Below are 19750 nucleotides of genomic sequence, written 5' to 3'. Positions count from 1 at the left end.
GTCGTCGATACAAGCCGAACGACGCAGCCGCTCCCGTCTGTCCGGAGAACGGCCTGTGCTGTGCCAGAAAGGGCGCTTCGTGGCCGATTCCGGCAACCCCAACGAGAACATTCCGTCCACAGCCGGTGAGCAGAGCGAGGGTTCCCCCTCGTACGACGCCAGCGCGATCACGGTCCTCGAGGGCCTGGACGCGGTCCGCAAGCGCCCGGGTATGTACATCGGTTCCACCGGTGAGCGCGGCCTCCACCACCTCGTGCAAGAGGTTGTCGACAACTCGGTCGACGAGGCGATGGCCGGGCACGCGGACACCATCGATGTGACGATCCTGGCCGACGGCGGCGTGCGCGTGGTCGACAACGGCCGCGGTATCCCGGTCGGCATCGTGCCGTCCGAAGGGAAGCCGGCCGTCGAGGTCGTGCTGACCGTGCTGCACGCCGGCGGCAAGTTCGGCGGCGGCGGCTACGCCGTCTCCGGCGGTCTGCACGGTGTGGGCGTGTCCGTCGTCAACGCCCTGTCCACACGGGTGGCCGTGGAGGTCAAGACGGACGGCTACCGCTGGACCCAGGACTACAAGCTGGGTGTCCCGACAGCCCCGCTGGCCCGTCACGAGGCCACCGAGGAGACGGGTACGACCGTCACCTTCTGGGCCGACGGCGACATCTTCGAGACCACCGACTACTCCTTCGAGACCCTCTCGCGCCGCTTCCAGGAGATGGCGTTCCTGAACAAGGGCCTCACCCTCAAGCTCACCGACGAGCGCGAGTCGGCGAAGGCGACGGCCGGTGCGGACAGCGCCGAAGCGGTCGAGGTGCCCGAGGAGGAGTCGACCCGTACGGTCACGTACCACTACGAAGACGGCATCGTCGACTTCGTCAAGTACCTGAACTCCCGCAAGGGCGACGTCATCCACCAGTCGGTGATCGACATCGAGTCCGAGGACAAGGAGCGCCTCCTCTCGGTCGAGATCGCCATGCAGTGGAACACGCAGTACAGCGAGGGTGTCTACTCCTTCGCCAACGCGATCCACACGCATGAGGGCGGTACGCACGAGGAGGGCTTCCGTGCGGCGCTGACCTCCCTGGTCAACCGGTACGCGCGGGACAAGAAGCTGCTGCGCGAGAAGGACGACAACCTCACCGGTGAGGACGTCCGCGAGGGCCTGACGGCGATCATCTCGGTGAAGCTGGGCGAGCCGCAGTTCGAGGGCCAGACCAAGACCAAGCTGGGCAACACCGAGGCCAAGACCTTCGTGCAGAAGGTCGTCCACGAGCAGCTGACGGACTGGTTCGACCGGAACCCGAACGAGGCCGCCGACATCATCCGCAAGGGCATCGCGGCCTCCACCGCCCGGGTGGCGGCCCGCAAGGCACGTGACCTGACCCGGCGCAAGGGGCTCCTGGAGAGCGCCTCGCTGCCGGGCAAGCTGAGCGACTGCCAGTCCAACGACCCGACGAAGTGCGAGATCTTCATCGTCGAGGGTGACTCCGCCGGTGGTTCGGCGAAGTCCGGCCGCAACCCGATGTACCAGGCCATCCTGCCGATCCGGGGCAAGATCCTGAACGTCGAGAAGGCCCGGGTCGACAAGATCCTCCAGAACACCGAGGTCCAGGCGCTCATCTCGGCGTTCGGCACCGGTGTCCACGAGGACTTCGACATCGAGAAGCTCCGCTATCACAAGATCATTCTCATGGCGGACGCCGACGTCGACGGCCAGCACATCAACACCCTGCTGCTGACGTTCCTCTTCCGCTTCATGCGCCCGCTGGTCGAGGCGGGGCACGTGTACCTCTCGCGTCCGCCGCTCTACAAGATCAAGTGGGGCCGCGACGACTTCGAGTACGCCTACTCCGACCGTGAGCGCGACGCCCTGGTGGCCCTCGGCAAGCAGAACGGCAAGCGGATCAAGGAAGACTCGATCCAGCGCTTCAAGGGCCTCGGCGAGATGAACGCCGAGGAGCTGCGGATCACCACGATGGACATCGACCACCGTGTGCTGGGTCAGGTCACGCTGGACGACGCGGCGCAGGCCGACGACCTGTTCTCCGTGCTGATGGGCGAGGACGTCGAGGCGCGGCGCTCGTTCATCCAGCGCAACGCCAAGGACGTCCGCTTCCTCGACATCTGAGTCGGCCGTACCAGCAAGCCGCAGCTCGAAAGGATTTTGACCAGTAATGGCCGACGAGAATTCCCCTGTGACGCCTGAAGAGGTGCCCGCCGTCCCGGGTGTGGGCATGCGTGTCGAGCCCGTGGGGCTCGAGACGGAGATGCAGCGCTCCTACCTCGACTACGCGATGTCCGTCATCGTCTCGCGTGCGCTGCCCGACGTGCGGGACGGCCTCAAGCCCGTCCACCGCCGGGTGCTGTACGCGATGTACGACGGGGGTTACCGGCCCGAGAAGGGCTTCTACAAGTGCGCTCGTGTCGTCGGTGACGTCATGGGTACGTACCACCCGCACGGCGACTCCTCGATCTACGACGCGCTCGTGCGACTGGCGCAGCACTGGTCGATGCGCATGCCGCTCGTGGACTCCAACGGCAACTTCGGTTCCCCGGGCAACGACCCGGCCGCCGCCATGCGGTACACCGAGTGCAAGATGATGCCGCTGTCCATGGAGATGGTCCGGGACATCGACGAGGAGACCGTCGACTTCCAGGACAACTACGACGGCCGCAACCAGGAGCCGACGGTTCTGCCGGCGCGCTTCCCGAACCTCCTGGTGAACGGTTCCGCGGGCATCGCGGTCGGTATGGCGACCAACATCCCGCCCCATAACCTCCGCGAGGTGGCGGCGGGCGCCCAGTGGTACCTGGAGCACCCGGAGGCCTCGCCGGACGAGCTCCTGGACGCCCTGATCGAGCGGATCAAGGGCCCGGACTTCCCGACGGGCGCGCTGGTCGTGGGCCGGAACGGGATCGAGGACGCCTACCGCACGGGCCGCGGCTCGATCACGATGCGCGCGGTCGTCGCGGTCGAGGAGATCCAGAACCGGCAGTGCCTGGTCGTCACGGAGCTCCCGTACCAGACCAACCCCGACAACCTCGCGCAGAAGATCGCCGACCTGGTCAAGGACGGCAAGATCGGCGGGATCGCGGACGTCCGCGACGAGACGTCCTCGCGTACCGGCCAGCGCCTGGTCGTGGTGCTCAAGCGGGACGCGGTCGCCAAGGTCGTCCTGAACAACCTGTACAAGCACACCGACCTTCAGACGAACTTCGGCGCGAACATGCTGGCGCTCGTCGACGGTGTTCCGCGCACCCTGTCGATCGACGCGTTCATCCGGCACTGGGTGACGCACCAGATCGAGGTCATCGTCCGGCGTACGCGCTTCCGGCTGCGCAAGGCCGAGGAGCGCGCGCACATCCTGCGTGGCCTGCTCAAGGCGCTCGACGCGATCGACGAGGTCATCGCCCTCATCCGCCGCAGCAACACGGTGGAGATCGCGCGTGAGGGCCTGATGGGCCTGCTGGAGATCGACGAGATCCAGGCGAACGCCATCCTGGAGATGCAGCTGCGGCGGCTGGCCGCGCTGGAGCGCCAGAAGATCACCGCCGAGCACGACGAGCTCCAGGCGAAGATCGACCAGTACAACGCGATCCTCGCCTCGCCGGAGTTGCAGCGGAAGATCGTCAGTGAGGAACTGGCCGCGATCGTCGACAAGTTCGGCGACGACCGGCGTTCCAAGCTGGTGCCCTTCGAGGGTGACATGTCCGTCGAGGACCTGATCGCCGAGGAGGACATCGTCGTCACGATCAGCCGTGGCGGCTATGTGAAGCGCACCAAGACGGACGACTACCGCTCGCAGAAGCGGGGCGGCAAGGGCGTCCGGGGTACGAAGCTCAGGGAAGACGACATCGTCGACCACTTCTTCGTGTCGACGACCCACCACTGGCTGCTGTTCTTCACGAACAAGGGCCGGGTCTACCGGGCCAAGGCCTACGAGCTGCCGGACGCCGGCCGGGACGCGCGCGGCCAGCACGTCGCGAACCTGCTCGCCTTCCAGCCGGACGAGCAGATCGCGCAGATCCTGGCCATCCGCGACTACGACGCGGCGCCGTACCTGGTCCTGGCGACCAAGGGCGGTCTGGTGAAGAAGACGTCGCTGAAGGATTACGATTCGCCGCGTTCGGGTGGCGTCATCGCGATCAACCTCCGGGAGACGGAGAGCGGCGCGGACGACGAACTGATCGGTGCGGAGCTGGTGTCGGCCGAGGACGACCTGCTGCTCATCAGCAGGAAGGCCCAGTCGATCCGGTTCACGGCGACGGACGACGCGCTGCGTCCGATGGGCCGTGCGACTTCTGGTGTGAAGGGCATGAGTTTCCGCGAAGGCGACGAACTGCTCTCGATGAATGTCGTCCGGCCCGGTACGTTCGTCTTCACGGCCACCGACGGCGGGTACGCGAAGCGGACCGCCGTGGACGAATACCGCGTCCAGGGCCGTGGCGGTTTGGGCATCAAGGCTGCCAAGATCGTCGAGGACCGGGGATCCCTCGTGGGGGCGCTGGTGGTGGAGGAGACGGACGAGATCCTCGCCATCACACTCGGCGGTGGTGTGATCCGTACGCGAGTCAATGAAGTCAGGGAGACGGGCCGTGACACCATGGGCGTCCAACTGATCAATCTGGGCAAGCGCGACGCCGTCGTCGGCATCGCGCGCAACGCCGAGGCGGGTCGCGAGGCCGAAGAGGTCGACGGGACCGAAGGGGCCGAAGACGACACGGTCGAGGCCCATGCCGAGAGCGTGGCCGAGGGCACGGAGCCTTCGGCCGGGGAGCACGAGGAGTAGAGCGTGAGTGGAGCCACGGGCGCCGGTCCGGCCGCTTCGGGAGCAGGCTCGAACGGTGCCCGTGGCCCTGCCACGGACTCCCAAGGGGGCACTGTGACGGACACTCGGGGACCTCAGCCCCAGTACGAGGGGTACGCGACCGGGCCACTGCCCGGCGAACGCGAACCCGCGACGGGCCCTGCGGGGCCCTACCACCCGCCCCAGGCGTACCCGTCCCCCGCGGGCGGTACGCAGGGCGTCGGTACACAAGGAGGAGTGCGGGGCGACGAGGGCGCGCAGGCGACCCGTCTGCCCCGGACGGGGGCGCGGACCACTCCGCGTACCCGTAAGGCCCGTCTGCGGGTGGCGAAGGCCGATCCGTGGTCGGTGATGAAGGTCAGCTTCCTGCTGTCCATCGCGCTGGGCATCTGCACGGTGGTCGCCTCCGCGGTGCTGTGGATGGTGATGGACGCCATGGGCGTCTTCGAGACGGTGGGTGGCACGATCAGCGAGGCCACCGGCTCGAACGAGAGCAACGGCTTCGACCTGCAGTCGTTCCTGTCGCTGCCGCGCGTCCTCATCTTCACGTCGGTCATCGCGGTGATCGACGTGGTGCTGGCCACCGCGCTGGCGACGCTGGGCTCGTTCATCTACAACCTGTCGGCCGGCTTCGTGGGTGGCGTGGAGCTCACTCTCGCCGAGGACGAGTAGGCCGCCGGGTATCGATTTTGGGACTGGCCCCGACGTGCGCTAATCTTCAGAAGTCAGCGCGACACAACAGCGCGGCGGGGCTATAGCTCAGTTGGTTAGAGCGCATCCCTGATAAGGATGAGGCCACAGGTTCAAATCCTGTTAGCCCCACCAGCACGAAGGCCCCCACCGGTTCGGTGGGGGCCTTCGGCGTCTGTGGGGCCAGGGTCGCCCTACGCCCGTGTCTGCCGACGTGCCTGGCCGCGTGCCCTGTCGCGAGATCGGCCCGTCTCTTGTCGTGGAGAAGGTTCGGTGCCGTGACCAGGGGAACGTCCGCCAGGGCCGCCTCCCCGCCGGCCGGATCGCGGGTGGCGCCGAGCAGTCCGGTTCGACCGATCCCGCTCCGCGTCCGCCCGAGGGCCGGCCGTCGGCCCTCGGGCGGACGGGCATGAAGAAGGCCCCTGCCGGAGTGGATCCGGTCCAGGGGCCTTGCCGTGTCAGCCGCGGGGCTCTCAGGGTGGCAGCGGGGTCGAATCCCTGGCGGGGGTGGGGCCGAGGGCGGCGAGGGCTCCGAGCGTCGTGCGGGCGGTGTTCACGGAGTCGGTGGTCAGCTGCCGGGTGGCGGGTGAGGAGCCGTGCGCCTCGGCGCGGATGCGCTGCTTCATCGTGGGTGGCAGCGCCCTGTCACGCGGAAGGGTCCATCGCACCGACGGGATGGCCGCGGTTGCCGGGGTCGCCGTCGTGTGCTCCTGGGGCGTGGCCGCCGGTTCCGTGGCCGTGGCCTGGGCGGTGGCGAGGCCCAGCGACGCGAGAAGTGCGAAGAAGGCGGTGACGAAGGCGGTCCAGATGCTCTTGGCCTTGAAGCTGTTCATGGCCCCTCGCTTTCAGGTGGTCCGGTTTGCTTACCTTTCTGATGATGTGGATCCGGGGTCCGAATCCGGGCACCGACGCCCGCGCTGCGCCGATCTTCCGATGAACACCACTCTTCTGGTGCAACCACCTCCGAGAACCTGCCCGACGGGCCCCGCGACGGCCGTCGTGAAGTGCCCCGGAACGGGGCGGCCGCGGGGCGCCGGGCAGGTCACCGAACGGTATCGGCCGGTGTGTATAGTCGGGCCGCAGAAGTCCCTTACGTCAAGGAAAGACGAGGTCGCGCGGTGAAGAAGCTTCTCCTGGTCGCACTGGCCGCCATCGGCGGGCTCCTCGTGTACCGCCAGATCCAGGCGGATCGCGCCGAGCAGGATCTGTGGACGGAGGCGACCGACTCCGTGCCCGCAGGTTCGGGTGTGTGAGACGGAACAGTCTGAACGTGAGGCCCCGGTCGCTCAGCGGCCGGGGCCTCGTGCTGTCCGGGTTCCTGTTGCGGGACCGTGACGGTTGTGCTCTTGAGTTCACCCCAGCAAATCATTAGCTTGCGATAGCGAAGAAGCGGGTCGGACGGCCGAGGGGGTCGCGGTGGGGGCACGGACGGGGGCGGTGGACCGGTGCCGCAGGGCGGGAGCGGCGGTGGCGGGGGCGCTGCTGGTGCTGTCGGCGGGAGCACTGCCCGTGGCGGCCGTGCCGGCCGTCACGGACGATGCCGGCGGCAGCCTGGTCATGGTGCTCGACTCGTCCGGCTCCATGGGTGAGGACGACGGCACGGGCAGCACCCGTATGGAGAGCGCCCGCCGGGCCGTGGGGGCCGTGGTCGACGCCCTGCCCGACGGCTATCCGACAGGGCTGCGGGTGTACGGCGCGGACCGCCCCCAGGGTTGCGCGGACACCCGCCTGGTGCGGCCCGTGCGCCCGCTGGACCGGGCCGCCGTGAAGAGCGCCGTCGCGGGTGTCCGGCCCACCGGGGACACCCCCATCGGCCTCTCCCTCCGGAAGGCCGCCGAAGACCTGCCCGCGCCCCGGGACGGCGCCGCCCGGACGCGCACGATCGTCCTGGTCTCCGACGGCGAGGACACCTGCGGCACGCCCCCGCCGTGCGAGGTCGCCGCGCGGCTCGCCGGGCAGGGCGCCGGTCTGCGGATCGACACCGTGGGCTTCCAGGTGAAGGGCGCGGCCCGTGAGCAGCTCGAATGTGTCGCAGAGGCGGGCAACGGGCGCTACTACGACGCCCCCGACGCCGACGCGCTCGCCCGGCAGCTCCTGCGTTCGGCCCAACTCTCCGCCTCCGGCTACCGCTTGAAGGGCGATCCGGTCGAGGGGTCCGCGCGGGCGGACGGGGCGCCGGCGCTCGGGCCCGGGCAGTACTTGGACACCATCGGGCCGGGTGAGAAGAGGTACTACTCCCTCTCCCTGGACGCCGTCTCCACGGCCGGCTTCTCGGTGACCGCCGTTCCGCAGCCCGGCGCGGCCGTCGATGCCTTCGACACCCTGCGTACCGCGCTGACGCACGCCCCCTCCGGCTCCCTGTGCGATACGGACACCCGGTACTTCGGTCAGGCCGAGGGGGCGAGTCCGCTGACCTCCGCCGTCGCGCGGATCCCGTCCGGGGACGGCAGCCGCGCCTGCGACGAGGCGGGCGGCTACCGGCTCGTGGTCGAGCGGCAGACCAAGAAGGGCTCGGACGGCGCCCGTTGGCCGCTGGAGATGGTGTACGGACTGGAGGAGCCGCTGGCCGACGGGGTCACGCCCGCCGAATCCCGGCCGGAGTACGGCACGGGTGGGAAGCGGGCCGTCCTGCCCACGGGGGATCCGCGCGACGTCCGGGGCGGCACCGGGTTCAACGACGCCGAGGAGCTGGGCGCGGGCGTATGGCGGGACCGGATCCTGCCCGCGCAGACCCTCTGGTACAAGGTCGCGGCCGGCTGGGGACAACAGGTGCGCTACGACGTGGAGTTCGCCAACGAGCCGACCGTGGACGGCGTCCCCTCGACGTACTCGTACGGGGCGACCCGGCTGTACACCCCGGAGCGGTTCCCGATCGGTGGCGGCGGCGAGTTCACCGGGAGGACGTCGTACACCGGCCGCCCGGCGACCGTGCGGATGGGGTCGGTGCCCGTCGCCTGGACGAACCGCTACGAGTCCGCCGCCTGGGTCCGGCCGGTGCACTCCGGAGGCGACTTCTACCTGGCGGTGACCCTGGGCTCGAAGGTGGCCGAGATCGCCGAGAACCCGGGGATCGGGGTGGTGCTGCGCGTGGCGGTCGTCGGGGACGAGCTGGCCGGGCCCCAGCACGGAGCCCCTGCCGTGACGCGTCCCCCCGGGCAGACGAAGCCGGGCGAGGGCGGCGATTCGGTTGCGGTCGCAGACAGCGGCGGTACGGGCGGGGCAGGATGGACCGGCATCGCGACCGCGGGCGCAGCGGGTGCCCTGGTCGCACTGATCGCGGGGCTCGTCGTCGTACGCGGCCGCCGGCGGTCGGGCGGAAGGACGACGAGGGGGAGCGCGTGAAGAGGCAGGCCAGCAGGGGCCGGGTGGCGTCGGCGGTCGCCGCGGCGATGTGCGCGGTGGCGGCGCTGCCGGGACAGGCGCACGCGGCGGCCGGCCCGGGGGCGTACGTCTTCGACCCGGCGGCGAGGACGGTGCGCGGTGCGGAGAACAACTCCGAGGCCCAGGAGCTGACGGCCGGGTCGGTCCACCGCAGTTCGATCAAGCCGGGCGAGAAACTCTACTACCGCGTGGACCTCGACGACAGGACCGACGCGTACGTCTCCGCGGTCGCCGTGCCGAAGGCCGCCGGGCAGGTCGCCTACGGGGACGGGATCACCGTCAGCATGCGCAACCTGGACGACACCCGGTGCGGTTCGGGGGACGCGTCCTTCGAGTCGGCGGAGTTCCCACGCCCCATCGCCGCGTACGCCTACCGGACGGTGGAGAAGGACGGCACCGCGCCGTGCGACGCGGCCGGCACCTACAACGTCCTGATCGAGCGGGAGAGCAAGCCGACCTCGTCCCCCGCCGCGTGGGACCTGGAGCTGCGCTTCGCCACGGAGCCGGCGCTGAAGTCCGGCCAGGCGCGGCCGACCCAGGCCCCCGAGAACTGGCCCTCGGCGTCCCCGACCCCGCCGACCGGGCAGCAGAAGCGGTCGGGCGGCAGCAGCTACTACGAGGCCACCGGCCTGGAGACCGGTGAGTGGGTGGACACCGTCGCCCCGGGGCAGACGCGCTTCTACCGCGTACCGGTGGACTGGGGCCAGCAGATCTTCGCGACGGCCGCGCTCAGCAACGACAACAAGTCCACGGAGTACCTCGGCAACGCCCTCGCGGTGGCGCTCGACAACCCGGCGCTGGGGCACGTGGACGACGCCACGGCGTCGTACTCGGGGAAGCCGGTCTCGGTGGCCCTGAGGCCGCTGCCCCCCGTGGCGTACGAGAACCGCTACGACTCCGCCTCGACCATCAGCGCCATGCGGTTCGCCGGCTGGTACTACCTGTCGGTGACGCTCGACCCGGCGGTCGCCGACCACTACGGGGACGACCCCATCGGCCTCACCCTCCGGATCAGCGTACGGGGCGAGGCCCGCTCCGGTCCCTACGCGGGCGACGCGGGGATCTTCGGCGTCACCGACGACGACAGGGACATGGCCAGGAGCGGGCAGAGCGCCCCGCAGGCGGCGAAGAGCGGCACGATGACGATGGTGGCCGCCGCCGGGATCGGCGCGGGTTCCGTGCTCGTGCTCGGGCTGGGGGTGTGGACGCTGCTCGCCAGGCGCCGGACCACCGCTCCCGGGGCGACGCCGCCGTACGGCGGTCAGCCGCCCCAGGCCTGGGGCGGCTGACCGGGCGGGTCAGGTCTGGGTCAGCGCCCAGATGCCCACCGCGAAACAGATCAGCGCCACGAGCAGCACCGGGACCGCCACCACGCGTGGCGGTCCCGGACGCGTCCGGGGCGCGGGCGGGGAGGGCACGGCGGCCGGGCCTTGGTAGGGGGCGGCCTCCGTGTAGGCGCGGGTGGGCGCCGTGCCGTGCCGCGCGGGGGCGGTGGGCGCCTGGGCGGGGTCCGGCGCGGTGGTGAAGGGCGCGCCCGGGGGCGCGGGCGGCGTACCGGGCGGGGTGTACGGCTGCGCCGGCCGGGGCGGTGGCGCCGGCTGCCGCGGGGGCGGCGCGAGGTGGAAGCTCCCCGTCTCGGACATGGAGACGGGCGGCGGCCCGTAGGCCTGCTGTCCCGCGCCCAGGGGCTGTTGGGGCGGCTGTGACGCCTGTCCGGCGCCCACGGCGCCCACGGCCCCGCCGAGGGCCTCTACGGGCGTCTGCGGGGGGCTCACGGGTCCGTCGGGGCCGAATCCGTCCGGCAGCGGACCGATCTGGTCGAAGACCTCCACCGGTTCGTCGTCCGGTCCGGCGTCCGGCAGCATCTCGACCGCCGCCGTGAGAGCCTTGCGCGCACCCGTGGCGGTACGGAACCGGGCCTGGGGGTCCGGCTGCAGGAGCCCGGCGAGGACCTGCCAGAGGGGCTCCGGCACCCCCTGCGGCGCTCCCGGGGTGCCGTGCGCGGCGAAGTACTCGATCAGCGCCTGGGAGTCGGGCTTTCGGCCCTGAAGCAGGTAGAGCGCGACCAGGCCGACCGCGAACAGGTCGGCGGGGAAGTCGGGTTCGGCTCCCATCATCTGCTCGGGGGCGAAGTAACCCGGCGTACCCACCACGTAGTTGGTCTCGGTCAGCCGCGGCTCGCCCTTGCGCATCGAGATGCCGAAGTCGGAGAGGCGCAGATGCGGCCGGTTCGTACCGGTGGCCTCCAGCAGGATGTTGGCCGGCTTGATGTCCCGGTGCACCACCCCTTCGGCGTGCACGGTGGACAGCCCGGACAGCAGCTGGTCGAGCAGCAGGCAGACGAAGCGCGGAGGCAGCGGGCCGTAGTCGCCGATGAGATGGGCCAGCGATCCGCCACTGACCAGGTCCATCGTGAACAGGACCTTGTCGTCGTCGGCGGCCCAGCTGGCGGGGGCCAGGACGTGCGGGTGCTCGATCCGCAGCGCCTGCTCGCGGACGAAGCGCAGCAGCGTGTGCGCGTCGCTCTGCTGGAGCACCTTGGCCGCCACGTACCTGCGGCGCCGGTGGTCCCAGGCGCGCCAGACGGCCCCGACCCCACCGCGTCCGATCGGATCGATCAGTTCGTACCGACCGGCGAAGACCTCACCCATTGTGCTGTGCCCGCTCCCCGTCCAAGTTCCGGCTCGTTGCCCGGCCCCCGGGACACGAGGGGCCCTGTCGTCCAGGCCCCCGCCCCCGTGGCCCCAGGGCTTCTCAGCTCTGGTGGCCTTCGTAGTGCGCGACCGCGTCGGCGGTGCGCCCCGCTCCGTACACCCGGAGGAACTCTGCCAGTTCCGGGTGGGTCGGGGCGAGGGAGTCCGCGGCGTCGATGATGTCGCCCGCGGCGGCGACCGACCGGAGCAGGGACTGGATCTCGCGGACCACGCGCCGGACCGTGGGCGCCCCGCCGCTCGTGGTGGTCTGGCCGGTGCCGGTGAGGACCGAACCGCCCTGGGACTTCTTGATCTCCTCCATACGGTCGGTGGCCTCTCCCGCGCTGACGCTGCCGTCGGCCACCTGACCGGCGAGTTCCTGAAGGGCCTGGACACGCTGGACGACCGCGGGGTTGCCGATCTTGGCCCGCTGGCCGCTCATCAACTGGGAGAGCATCGGAGCGGACAGCCCCAGTACCGCGGCGAGCCGCGCCTGGTTGAGCCCGAGGTCGTCGATCAGCCTGCGGAAGAGCGCCCCCAGCGGCTCTCCGTACCAGCTGCGCTGGAGCTCCCGGGCTCTAGCCGTCGCCTCTTGCTGCGCTGCGTCCATTGCGTCTCCCCATCGCTGCGGCTTCGCTGCTGCGAACCTCGTCGTGCATCTTACGGAGAGTGGTTGTGGACCGGGAGCCCCAATCCTTTTGCAGGATCCGGGGGGTGAACCGGTACTCTGTCCTGCGACGGACGTCGTGGCACGCAGGTGTCCGGCGCCGCCATCCCTTCCCGGGGCCTTAGCTCAGTTGGTAGAGCGCTGCCTTTGCAAGGCAGATGTCAGGAGTTCGAATCTCCTAGGCTCCACATCGAAAGCCCCCTGACCGGCAAGAACGCGGTCAGGGGGCTTCTTCCATGGCTTCGTTCATGGGCAGTGGCACGACGAGAGGGGCGTCGGAAGGACGGTTGTCCTTCCGACGCCCCTCTCGTGCGTCCCGGGCCGTTTCGCCGCTCAGGGGCGCTCGCCCCGCTCGCCGTCCTCCGAGCGGATCTCACCGATGCCGGCCTCGTCCTGCTCGGTCCTGACCTCCGGGTCGAACACCGTCGTCCCGCTGCCGTCCACGGAGGACAGCGGCGCGCGGTCGTCGGACACCTCGGTGGGGGCGGGCGGTTCCACCAGCCAGTCGGGGTTGGCCTGCTTGTCCCACCACTTCCAGGCGGCGAACGCGCCGCCCGCCAGTGCGCCGAGCACGAGGACGCCCTTGGCGAACCGGCCGCACTTGGCCCGACGCTCGTGCTTGCGTACGAGCTTCTGGACCTCCTTGGCCGTCACCTGGCCACGCAGCGCGGCCAGCGCGGCGGCGCTCCGGGCGGTCGCCTCCTCGGCCATGGGCCGGCTCGCGGCCACCGCGGACTCCACCCGCGGCACGGCGTACTCGGCGGCGCTCCGGGCCGCTCGGCGCGTCCGTACCGCGGCGCGCTGCGCCGCGTCGTCGACCTTCGGCGGCACATGGGTCAACGCCTGCTCGATACGTGGGGCGAGGTAGGCGTCGTACTGGCCACGAGCCTGCGACGCGGCCTTCGACACCTTGGGCGCGAGCCGTGCGCGGGCCTCGTGTGCGTAGTGCGCGGCCTGTTCCTTGGCCGTGTCGGCGTAGGGCGCCACCACTTCCGCGGCGTGCTGCGCGCTGTCCTTCGCCGAGTAGGTTGCGGCGCGCACGCTGTCGATGCGGGTCACGTGATCCTCCTCCTTGGTGGCGGGTAGGTACTCCGCCTATCCACCCAATTCGAAATCATGCCCGCCAAGGCCTTCGGCGCCAGATGGGACGGGCATCCGGGTCAAGAGCGACACACTCCATCAAAAGGGCATAAGGGGAGTGTTCCGACGACCATGCCACGGTGTGTGCCGGTGTGCCCCGCCCCGGCGCGCACTTGGCCGCACGTGTTCCGTGGAAAGTGGAGGAAAGGTGGGGAAGGACGGATGACAGGGTGAGCGACGCCCGAGCGCCCCGTCGGCCGGGCCGTGCGGGGGGCGCCCCGTGCGAGGATCGGAGCTCCTCAGCGCAGACGTACGGAAGGCGGACCGTGGCCGAGCAGCTTTACGCCACTTTGAGGACCAGCCAGGGAGACATCGCGATCCGGCTCCTGCCGAACCACGCGCCCAGGACGGTCAGGAACTTCGTCGAGCTCGCCACCGGGGGGCGCGAGTGGACCGACCCGGCGACGGGGACGAAGTCCACGGACCGGCTCTACGACGGCACCGTCTTCCACCGTGTGATCGGCAATTTCATGATCCAGGGCGGCGACCCACTGGGGAACGGCACGGGCGGTCCCGGGTACGAGTTCGCCGACGAGTTCCATCCGGACCTCGCCTTCACCCAGCCGTACCTGCTCGCGATGGCTAACGCGGGCCCGGGCACCAACGGCTCGCAGTTCTTCGTGACCGTGTCGCCGACGGCCTGGCTGACCGGCAAGCACACCATTTTCGGTGAGGTGGACACGGAGACCTCCCGGAGGGTCGTCGACGCCATCTCGGCGGTACCGACCAATCCGCGCACCCAGCGTCCGCTGCGGGACGTCGTGCTGGAGTCGGTCGTCATCGAGACCCACTGAGGCGGCCCGGGCCGCCGGTCGGTTCGGTCGGTCGGTTCGGCCGGGAGGTCGGTCGGTCAGCCGGTCGGTCGGTTCGGGAACCAATCGCCCTGTTCGTCCGTACTGCTACACAACGGGCGAGCGGGGCGGTCGCATGTCTGCCGCCTGCCCAGGTGAGCGCCGGGACGAGGACCGAAGGGGCCGTGACCGATGGAGCAGCAGCCTGACGACCAGGACGGGTCCGCGGCGGCGGGCGGGCCGCTCACCTGCTACCGGCATCCGGACAGGGAGACGGGCATCCGTTGCGTCCGGTGCGAGCGGCCGATCTGTACGGAGTGCATGATCGACGCCTCGGTCGGCTTCCAGTGCCCGGAGTGCGTCCGTGAGGGTTCCGGCACCGGGCACCACCCGGCCGCGAGCAGACCCCGCACCCTGGCGGGCGGGAGCGTCGCCGCCGACCCGCGTCTGATCACCAAGATCCTGCTCGTCCTCAACCTCGCGGTCTTCATCGCCGTGTCGGTCGACGACTCCCTGCTCGACGAACTGCTGCTGTTCGGCCGGGCCTACCTCGGCGATCCGTCGGCCGGGATCGAGGGGGTGGCCGAGGGGCAGTGGTACCGCCTGTTCACGTCGATGTTCCTGCACCAGGAGGTGTGGCACATCGCGTTCAACATGCTGGGGCTGTGGTGGCTGGGCGGGCCGCTCGAAGCCGCCCTGGGACGGGTGCGCTATCTCGCGCTCTACCTGCTCTCCGGCCTCGCGGGCAGTGCGCTCACCTACGCGGTCTCCGACCCCGCGCAGGGTTCGCTCGGTGCCTCCGGCGCGGTCTTCGGGCTGCTGGGCGCCACGGCCGTCCTCATGCGCCGGATGAACTACGACATGCGGCCGGTGATCGCGCTGCTCGTGGTGAACCTGATCTTCACCTTCAACCCCTGGGGATCGATCGCCTGGCAGGCCCACCTGGGCGGCCTGGTCGCCGGTGTCGTGATGGCGATCGCCATGGTGCACGCGCCCCGGGCGCACCGGGGCCTCGTACAGTTCGGCACCTGCGCACTGGTGCTGATGACGGTCGTGGTGACCGTCCTCGTGCGCACCGCAGTCCTTGTCTGAGCGGAATCGGTTGCTCGGTGATCATAGTTGTCCACAGAGCGTGCCGGATCTTGTGTATGACGTGGGGAACAGGTGTGCCCCTTGTCGCTGAGCCGGGTTCTATCAGGCAGGACAAGGGGCGTACCGGCCCCGGATGCGGAAGCGTGCACGGAGTACGGTCACACCGGCGTCAACACGAGGGAGAGTTATCCACAGATCGTCTGACCTTTTCCCCCGTCTGTGGATAACTCTGTGGGTAACTTCAGGGGAAGGCCGGGATCCGGGCTACTTCCACTGCGTGGAGACGCCGAAGCCGCCGGCGATGAAGCCGAAGCCTACGACGATGTTCCAGTTGCCCAGCGCGCTGAGCGGCATGTCGCCCTCGGTCACGTAGAAGAGCACGATCCAGGCCAGACCGATCAGGAAGAGCGCCAGCATCACCGGCGCCACCCAACTGCGGTTGGTCAGCTTTATGTTGGTGGACTGCTTCGCCGGGGGCGGCGTGAAGTCTGCCTTCTTGCGGATACGTGACTTCGGCACGAGGGACTCTCCTGTCGATGCGCTGCGTGACCGCGCAGGGATCTGTGGCTGGCGCCGGGGCGCGAGGGGGAATGCTGCCTCCCCGGGGCGTCCGTTAGCGTAGTGCTTCCGTGGCGCCTAAGGAGATAAGGGTACGTTGAGCAATTCTGCCGACTCCCCCCAAGGTCCGGTCCGGCGCGGGTCCCGGTGGCCGGTCCAAACGCTCACGGCTGCCGTTTTCGCCCTTGCCGGGCTGATCTTCGTCACCAGCGCGAACACGGCCAAGGGCACCGATATCCGCACCGACTCGTCCCTGCTGAAGCTCTCCGACCTCATTCAGCAGCGCAGCGAGAACAACGCCGAGCTGGACCGGTCGACCGCCGCCGTGCGCGCGGACATCGACGCCCTGGCCCGGCGCGACGACCGGAGCACCCGGGCCGAGGACGCGAAGCTGGACGCCCTGGAGAAGTCGGCGGGCACCACGAAGCTCACCGGCGAGGCCCTGACCGTCACCCTGGACGACGCCCCGCCGGACGCCACCGCCAACCCCGGCTACCCCGAACCGCAGCCGAACGACCTGGTCATCCACCAGCAGGACCTGCAGGCCGTCGTCAACGCGCTCTGGGAGGGCGGGGCCCGCGGCGTCCAGGTGATGGACCAGCGGCTGATCTCCACCAGCGCGGTGCGCTGCGTCGGCAACACGCTGATCCTGCAAGGCCGGGTCTACTCCCCGCCGTACCGGATCGCGGCCGTCGGCGACCGGGCCGCGCTCCGCAAGGCCCTCGACGACTCGGCGGCGATCCAGAACTACCAGCTGTACGTCAAGGCGTACGGGCTGGGCTGGAAGGTCGAGGAGAAGGACAAGGCGACGCTCCCCGGCTACTCCGGCACGGTGGACCTCCATTACGCACAGCCGGTGGAGTAGCCCGTATCCGTCCCGCTCCCGCACCCCCGCCGTTTAGTCTGGTGCCGTACCGAATGGAGGGGACAGCATGTACGGCTGGATCTGGCGGCATCTGCCGGGCAACGTGTGGGTTCGGGGTCTGATCTCACTCGTCCTGGTCCTGGCGGCCGTCTACGCGCTGTTCCAGTACGTCTTCCCCTGGGCGGAGCCGCTGCTCCCGTTCGGCGACGTGACGGTGGACGGCCAGGGCGCCCAAGGAGCGGGGACCGGCCGGTGAGCACACGCGTTCTCGTCGTGGACAACTACGACAGCTTCGTCTTCAACCTCGTCCAGTACCTCTACCAGCTCGGCGCCGAGTGCGAGGTGGTGCGCAACGACGAGGTGACCACCGCGCACGCCGAGGACGGGTTCGACGGGGTCCTGCTCTCGCCGGGCCCCGGCACCCCGGAGCAGGCGGGTGTCTGCATCGAGATGGTGCACCACTGCGCGGCCGTCGGCGTCCCGGTCTTCGGGGTCTGCCTGGGCATGCAGTCGATGGCCGTGGCGTACGGGGGTGTGGTGGACCGGGCGCCGGAACTGCTGCACGGCAAGACCTCCCCCGTGTTCCACGAGGGCCAGGGCGTGTTCGCCGGGCTGCCCTCGCCGTTCACGGCGACGCGCTACCACTCGCTGGCCGCCGAACCGGCGACCGTGCCCGATGCGCTGGAGGTCACGGCGCGTACGGAGGACGGCATCATCATGGGCCTGCGCCACCGTGAACTGGCGGTGGAGGGTGTGCAGTTCCACCCGGAGTCGGTGCTCACGGAGCACGGGCACCTGATGCTGGCCAACTGGCTTCAGCGGTGCGGGGACTCCGGGGCCGTCGCCAGGTCGGCGGGACTCGCCCCGGTGGTGGGCAAGGCCGCCGCGTGACCCCACCAGGCCCCGAGCACGACGACGGCCCCGACGGCCCGTACGTGCGGGGTGCGTACGCGGCCGACGGCACGTTCGAGGCGGCGGTGGACCAGCTCGCGGACCCGCTGAACGATCCGCTGCCGGGGCAGCACACCTCGCCGTGGTTCCGGGCGGAGACGGCTCCGAGCGGTGGTGAGGGCGGCCGGGGCGCGCCTTCGGCGGCCCAGCAGGGCGCCCAGCAGCCCGTGGAGACCCCGGGCGAGTGGTACGACCCCGAGGGCTACCGACGGGACTGGTACGGCTCCCAGGACGCCCCTCAGGCCCCTCAAGCCCCTCAAGTCGTCTCGCAGGCCCCTCGGGCGTCCGAGACCCCTCAGGCCGTGCGTGGTCCAGGGGCTCCGCAGGGGGTGCGGCCGCCCCGCGCTCCGCGGGGTGCCGAGCAGCCCGCCGCCGAGCCGGGCACGACGCGCGTGCACCGCGGCCCGGTCGTCCCTGACGAGACCGCCGTCCTGCCGGTCGCGGAGCCACGGCAGGCGGACGACGTCGACGGCACCGTGTCCGACGGCGCTGCCCCGACGTCTGAATTTGCGCCGACCGGCGGGCGGGCCGAGCGCAGACGGGCGGCGAAGGGGCGCGGACGGCGGCGTCCGGAGCCCCGCCCCGCGGCGGACACGTCCGCCGGGAAGCCGGCGGCGCCGATGTCACGTCTGGAGGCCAGACGGGCGGCCCGCGCCGCCAAGGACAGTCCGGCCGTCGTGGCCAGCCGGGTCGTGGGAGAGGTGTTCATCACCTTCGGCGTCCTGATGCTCCTCTTCGTCACCTACCAGCTGTGGTGGACCAACGTCCGCGCCGACCAGATCGCCGGGCGCGAGACCCACAAGATCCAGGACCAGTGGGCCAACGGGTCGCGCACGCCGGGCGCCTTCGAGCCCGGCCAGGGCTTCGCCATCATGCACATCCCGAAGCTGGACGTCGTCGCGCCGATCGCCGAGGGCATCAGCAAGGAGAAGGTCCTCGACCGCGGGATGGTCGGGCACTACGCCGAGGGCACGCTGAAGACCGCGATGCCGTCCGCGAAGCAGGGCAACTTCGCGGTGGCGGGCCACCGCAACACCCACGGCGAGCCGTTCCGCTACATCAACAAGCTGAAGCCCGGGGACCCGATCGTGGTCGAGACCCAGGACGCGTACTACACGTACGAGATGACCAGCATCCTCCCCCAGACGTCACCGTCCAACGTCTCGGTGATCGACGAAGTGCCGCAAGGTTCCGGCTTCACCGGTCCGGGCAGGTACATCACGCTGACGACGTGTACGCCTGAATTCACGAGTACGTACCGAATGATCGTGTGGGGCAAGATGGTCGACGAACGGCCGCGCAGCAAGGGGAAGCCCGACGCGCTCGTCGGCTGAGGCAGGCTGGGCGACATCACGACAGGGGCGGGTGCGGTGGCAGCGAGGACCGAGCAGGAAGAGCGTGCCGACGTATCGGCGCCCCCGGTGCGCGGTGGAGGCCGCCGCCATCCCGTCGCGGCGGTGGTGAGCGTCTTCGGCGAGCTGCTGATCACCGCGGGCGTGCTGCTCGGGCTCTTCGTCGCCTACTCGCTGTGGTGGACCAACGTGCTCGCCGACCGGGAGGCCGGCAAGCAGGGCGACACCGTCCGCGACCACTGGGCCGACGGCCGGGGCCCCGGCGAGCTGGACACCAAGGACGGCATCGGCTTCCTGCACGTACCCGCCATGGAGAACGGTGAGGTGCTGGTCAAGAAGGGCACCGACACCGAGACCCTCAACAACGGCATCGCCGGCTACTACACGGACCCGGTGAAATCGGCCCTGCCCGCGGACGAGAAGGGTAACTTCACGCTCGCCGCGCACCGGGACGGACACGGCGCCAGGTTCCACAACATCGACAAGGTCAAGAAGGGCGACGCGATCGTCTTCGAGACCAAGGACACCTGGTACATCTACAAGGTCTACGCGGAGCTCCCGGAGACGTCGAAGTACAACGTCGACGTGATCGCCCCGGTGCCGAAGGAGTCCGGGGTGAAGAAGCCCGGCCGGTACATCACGCTGACCACGTGCACCCCGGTCTACACGTCCAAGTACCGCTACATCGTCTGGGGCGAGCTGGTCCGTACGGAGAAGGTCGACCAGGACCGCACGAAGCCGGCGGAGCTGCGCTGAGCCGTCCGG

At 70.2% G+C, this 19750-nt stretch carries 18 protein-coding genes and 2 tRNA genes; 15 read left to right on the top strand and 5 right to left on the bottom strand.

All coding sequences use genetic code 11. The annotated features are described in order from the left end of the window. Positions 1 to 55 precede the first annotated feature (55 nt). The 4 genes from gyrB to SACTE_RS16365 all read left to right on the top strand — a co-directional run bounded on the left by gyrB (position 56) and on the right by SACTE_RS16365 (position 5630). On the top strand, positions 56 to 2125 hold the full coding sequence (gyrB, locus tag SACTE_RS16380; RefSeq protein ID WP_014047150.1) for a DNA topoisomerase (ATP-hydrolyzing) subunit B: 2070 nt from the start codon (positions 56 to 58) through the stop codon (positions 2123 to 2125). A 46-nt stretch (positions 2126 to 2171) separates the two neighbouring features. Further along, positions 2172 to 4787 carry a DNA gyrase subunit A gene (gene gyrA, locus SACTE_RS16375; protein ID WP_014047149.1) on the top strand — a complete coding sequence of 872 codons (2616 nt, stop codon included), beginning with the start codon at positions 2172 to 2174 and terminating at the stop codon, positions 4785 to 4787. A 93-nt stretch (positions 4788 to 4880) separates the two neighbouring features. After that, positions 4881 to 5477: a DUF3566 domain-containing protein gene (locus SACTE_RS16370; RefSeq protein ID WP_014047148.1), complete on the top strand. Its 597-nt coding sequence runs from the start codon at positions 4881 to 4883 to the stop codon at positions 5475 to 5477. A 76-nt stretch (positions 5478 to 5553) separates the two neighbouring features. Next, a tRNA-Ile gene (locus tag SACTE_RS16365) sits at positions 5554 to 5630 on the top strand. A gap of 338 nt (positions 5631 to 5968) precedes the next feature. Here SACTE_RS16365 and SACTE_RS16360 read toward each other — a convergent pair. Beyond that, entirely contained in the window at positions 5969 to 6328 is a 360-nt protein-coding gene (locus tag SACTE_RS16360) for a DUF6344 domain-containing protein (RefSeq protein ID WP_014047147.1), read from the bottom strand. A 285-nt stretch (positions 6329 to 6613) separates the two neighbouring features. Between SACTE_RS16360 and SACTE_RS35080 the strand changes: the two genes are divergently transcribed. The 3 genes from SACTE_RS35080 (at position 6614) to SACTE_RS16350 (ending at position 10165) form a co-directional block, all read left to right on the top strand. Further along, complete coding sequence (locus tag SACTE_RS35080) at positions 6614 to 6748, top strand: DLW-39 family protein (protein ID WP_003958712.1); 135 nt, start codon at positions 6614 to 6616, stop codon at positions 6746 to 6748. 214 nt (positions 6749 to 6962) lie between these two features. Further along, entirely contained in the window at positions 6963 to 8837 is a 1875-nt protein-coding gene (locus SACTE_RS16355) for a VWA domain-containing protein (RefSeq protein WP_014047146.1), read from the top strand. Continuing rightward, entirely contained in the window at positions 8834 to 10165 is a 1332-nt protein-coding gene (locus tag SACTE_RS16350; protein ID WP_014047145.1) for a hypothetical protein, read from the top strand. Before SACTE_RS16355 ends, SACTE_RS16350 begins: the two co-directional genes overlap by 4 nt. 9 nt (positions 10166 to 10174) lie before the next feature. Here the strand turns inward: SACTE_RS16350 and SACTE_RS16345 are convergent, their stop codons facing one another. Both SACTE_RS16345 and SACTE_RS16340 read right to left on the bottom strand, forming a co-directional pair. Next, positions 10175 to 11527, bottom strand: a complete 1353-nt coding sequence (locus tag SACTE_RS16345; RefSeq protein WP_014047144.1) for a serine/threonine-protein kinase — start codon at positions 11525 to 11527, stop codon at positions 10175 to 10177. A gap of 103 nt (positions 11528 to 11630) precedes the next feature. Next, the gene (locus tag SACTE_RS16340; protein WP_014047143.1) at positions 11631 to 12179 is read right to left on the bottom strand and encodes a DNA-binding protein; all 549 of its coding nucleotides are present in this window, start codon (positions 12177 to 12179) and stop codon (positions 11631 to 11633) included. Between the two features lie 172 nt (positions 12180 to 12351). On the opposite strand from SACTE_RS16340, the gene SACTE_RS16335 reads away from it, so the two are divergent. Beyond that, a tRNA-Ala gene (locus tag SACTE_RS16335) sits at positions 12352 to 12424 on the top strand. Between the two features lie 145 nt (positions 12425 to 12569). On the opposite strand, the gene SACTE_RS16330 is transcribed toward SACTE_RS16335, so the two are convergent. Beyond that, positions 12570 to 13295: a DUF5324 family protein gene (locus SACTE_RS16330; RefSeq protein WP_014047142.1), complete on the bottom strand. Its 726-nt coding sequence runs from the start codon at positions 13293 to 13295 to the stop codon at positions 12570 to 12572. Between the two features lie 347 nt (positions 13296 to 13642). On the opposite strand from SACTE_RS16330, the gene SACTE_RS16325 reads away from it, so the two are divergent. Together SACTE_RS16325 and SACTE_RS16320 are read left to right on the top strand one after the other, a co-directional pair. After that, positions 13643 to 14170 (top strand): peptidylprolyl isomerase, encoded by a 528-nt coding sequence (locus SACTE_RS16325; RefSeq protein ID WP_014047141.1) that lies wholly within the window; start codon positions 13643 to 13645, stop codon positions 14168 to 14170. 189 nt (positions 14171 to 14359) lie between these two features. Further along, positions 14360 to 15259 (top strand): rhomboid family intramembrane serine protease, encoded by a 900-nt coding sequence (locus tag SACTE_RS16320; RefSeq protein WP_014047140.1) that lies wholly within the window; start codon positions 14360 to 14362, stop codon positions 15257 to 15259. 264 nt (positions 15260 to 15523) lie between these two features. Here the strand turns inward: SACTE_RS16320 and crgA are convergent, their stop codons facing one another. Continuing rightward, entirely contained in the window at positions 15524 to 15778 is a 255-nt protein-coding gene (gene crgA, locus SACTE_RS16315) for a cell division protein CrgA (RefSeq protein WP_014047139.1), read from the bottom strand. Between the two features lie 136 nt (positions 15779 to 15914). On the opposite strand from crgA, the gene SACTE_RS16310 reads away from it, so the two are divergent. The 5 genes from SACTE_RS16310 (at position 15915) to SACTE_RS16290 (ending at position 19741) form a co-directional block, all read left to right on the top strand. After that, positions 15915 to 16682 (top strand): DUF881 domain-containing protein, encoded by a 768-nt coding sequence (locus SACTE_RS16310; RefSeq protein ID WP_014047138.1) that lies wholly within the window; start codon positions 15915 to 15917, stop codon positions 16680 to 16682. Between the two features lie 67 nt (positions 16683 to 16749). After that, entirely contained in the window at positions 16750 to 16938 is a 189-nt protein-coding gene (locus SACTE_RS16305) for a hypothetical protein (RefSeq protein WP_014047137.1), read from the top strand. Continuing rightward, on the top strand, positions 16935 to 17573 hold the full coding sequence (locus tag SACTE_RS16300) for an aminodeoxychorismate/anthranilate synthase component II (protein ID WP_014047136.1): 639 nt from the start codon (positions 16935 to 16937) through the stop codon (positions 17571 to 17573). The genes SACTE_RS16305 and SACTE_RS16300 overlap by 4 nt, the downstream gene beginning before the upstream one ends. Then, positions 17570 to 18967 carry a class E sortase gene (locus tag SACTE_RS16295; RefSeq protein WP_014047135.1) on the top strand — a complete coding sequence of 466 codons (1398 nt, stop codon included), beginning with the start codon at positions 17570 to 17572 and terminating at the stop codon, positions 18965 to 18967. The genes SACTE_RS16300 and SACTE_RS16295 overlap by 4 nt, the downstream gene beginning before the upstream one ends. A gap of 36 nt (positions 18968 to 19003) precedes the next feature. Continuing rightward, a complete protein-coding gene (locus SACTE_RS16290; protein WP_014047134.1) occupies positions 19004 to 19741 on the top strand; it encodes a class E sortase in 738 nt (245 codons plus the stop codon). Positions 19742 to 19750: the final 9 nt, after the last annotated feature.

Source organism: Streptomyces sp. SirexAA-E (genome assembly GCF_000177195.2).
In the GTDB taxonomy this organism is placed as follows: domain Bacteria; phylum Actinomycetota; class Actinomycetes; order Streptomycetales; family Streptomycetaceae; genus Streptomyces; species Streptomyces flavovirens.
Note: the sequence above shows the minus strand (reverse complement) of the source record. Positions and strands in the feature narration are given on the sequence as shown.

Bases quoted from the DNA above. Each gene is read 5' to 3' on its own strand.
- SACTE_RS16345 (WP_014047144.1), bottom strand. From the start codon at position 11,527: ATGGGTGAGGTCTTCGCCGGTCGGTACGAACTGATCGATCCGATCGGA.
- SACTE_RS16360 (WP_014047147.1), bottom strand. From the start codon at position 6,328: ATGAACAGCTTCAAGGCCAAGAGCATCTGGACCGCCTTCGTCACCGCC.
- gyrA (WP_014047149.1), top strand. From the start codon at position 2,172: ATGGCCGACGAGAATTCCCCTGTGACGCCTGAAGAGGTGCCCGCCGTC.
- SACTE_RS16320 (WP_014047140.1), top strand. From the start codon at position 14,360: ATGGAGCAGCAGCCTGACGACCAGGACGGGTCCGCGGCGGCGGGCGGG.
- SACTE_RS16305 (WP_014047137.1), top strand. From the start codon at position 16,750: ATGTACGGCTGGATCTGGCGGCATCTGCCGGGCAACGTGTGGGTTCGG.
- SACTE_RS16340 (WP_014047143.1), bottom strand. From the start codon at position 12,179: ATGGACGCAGCGCAGCAAGAGGCGACGGCTAGAGCCCGGGAGCTCCAG.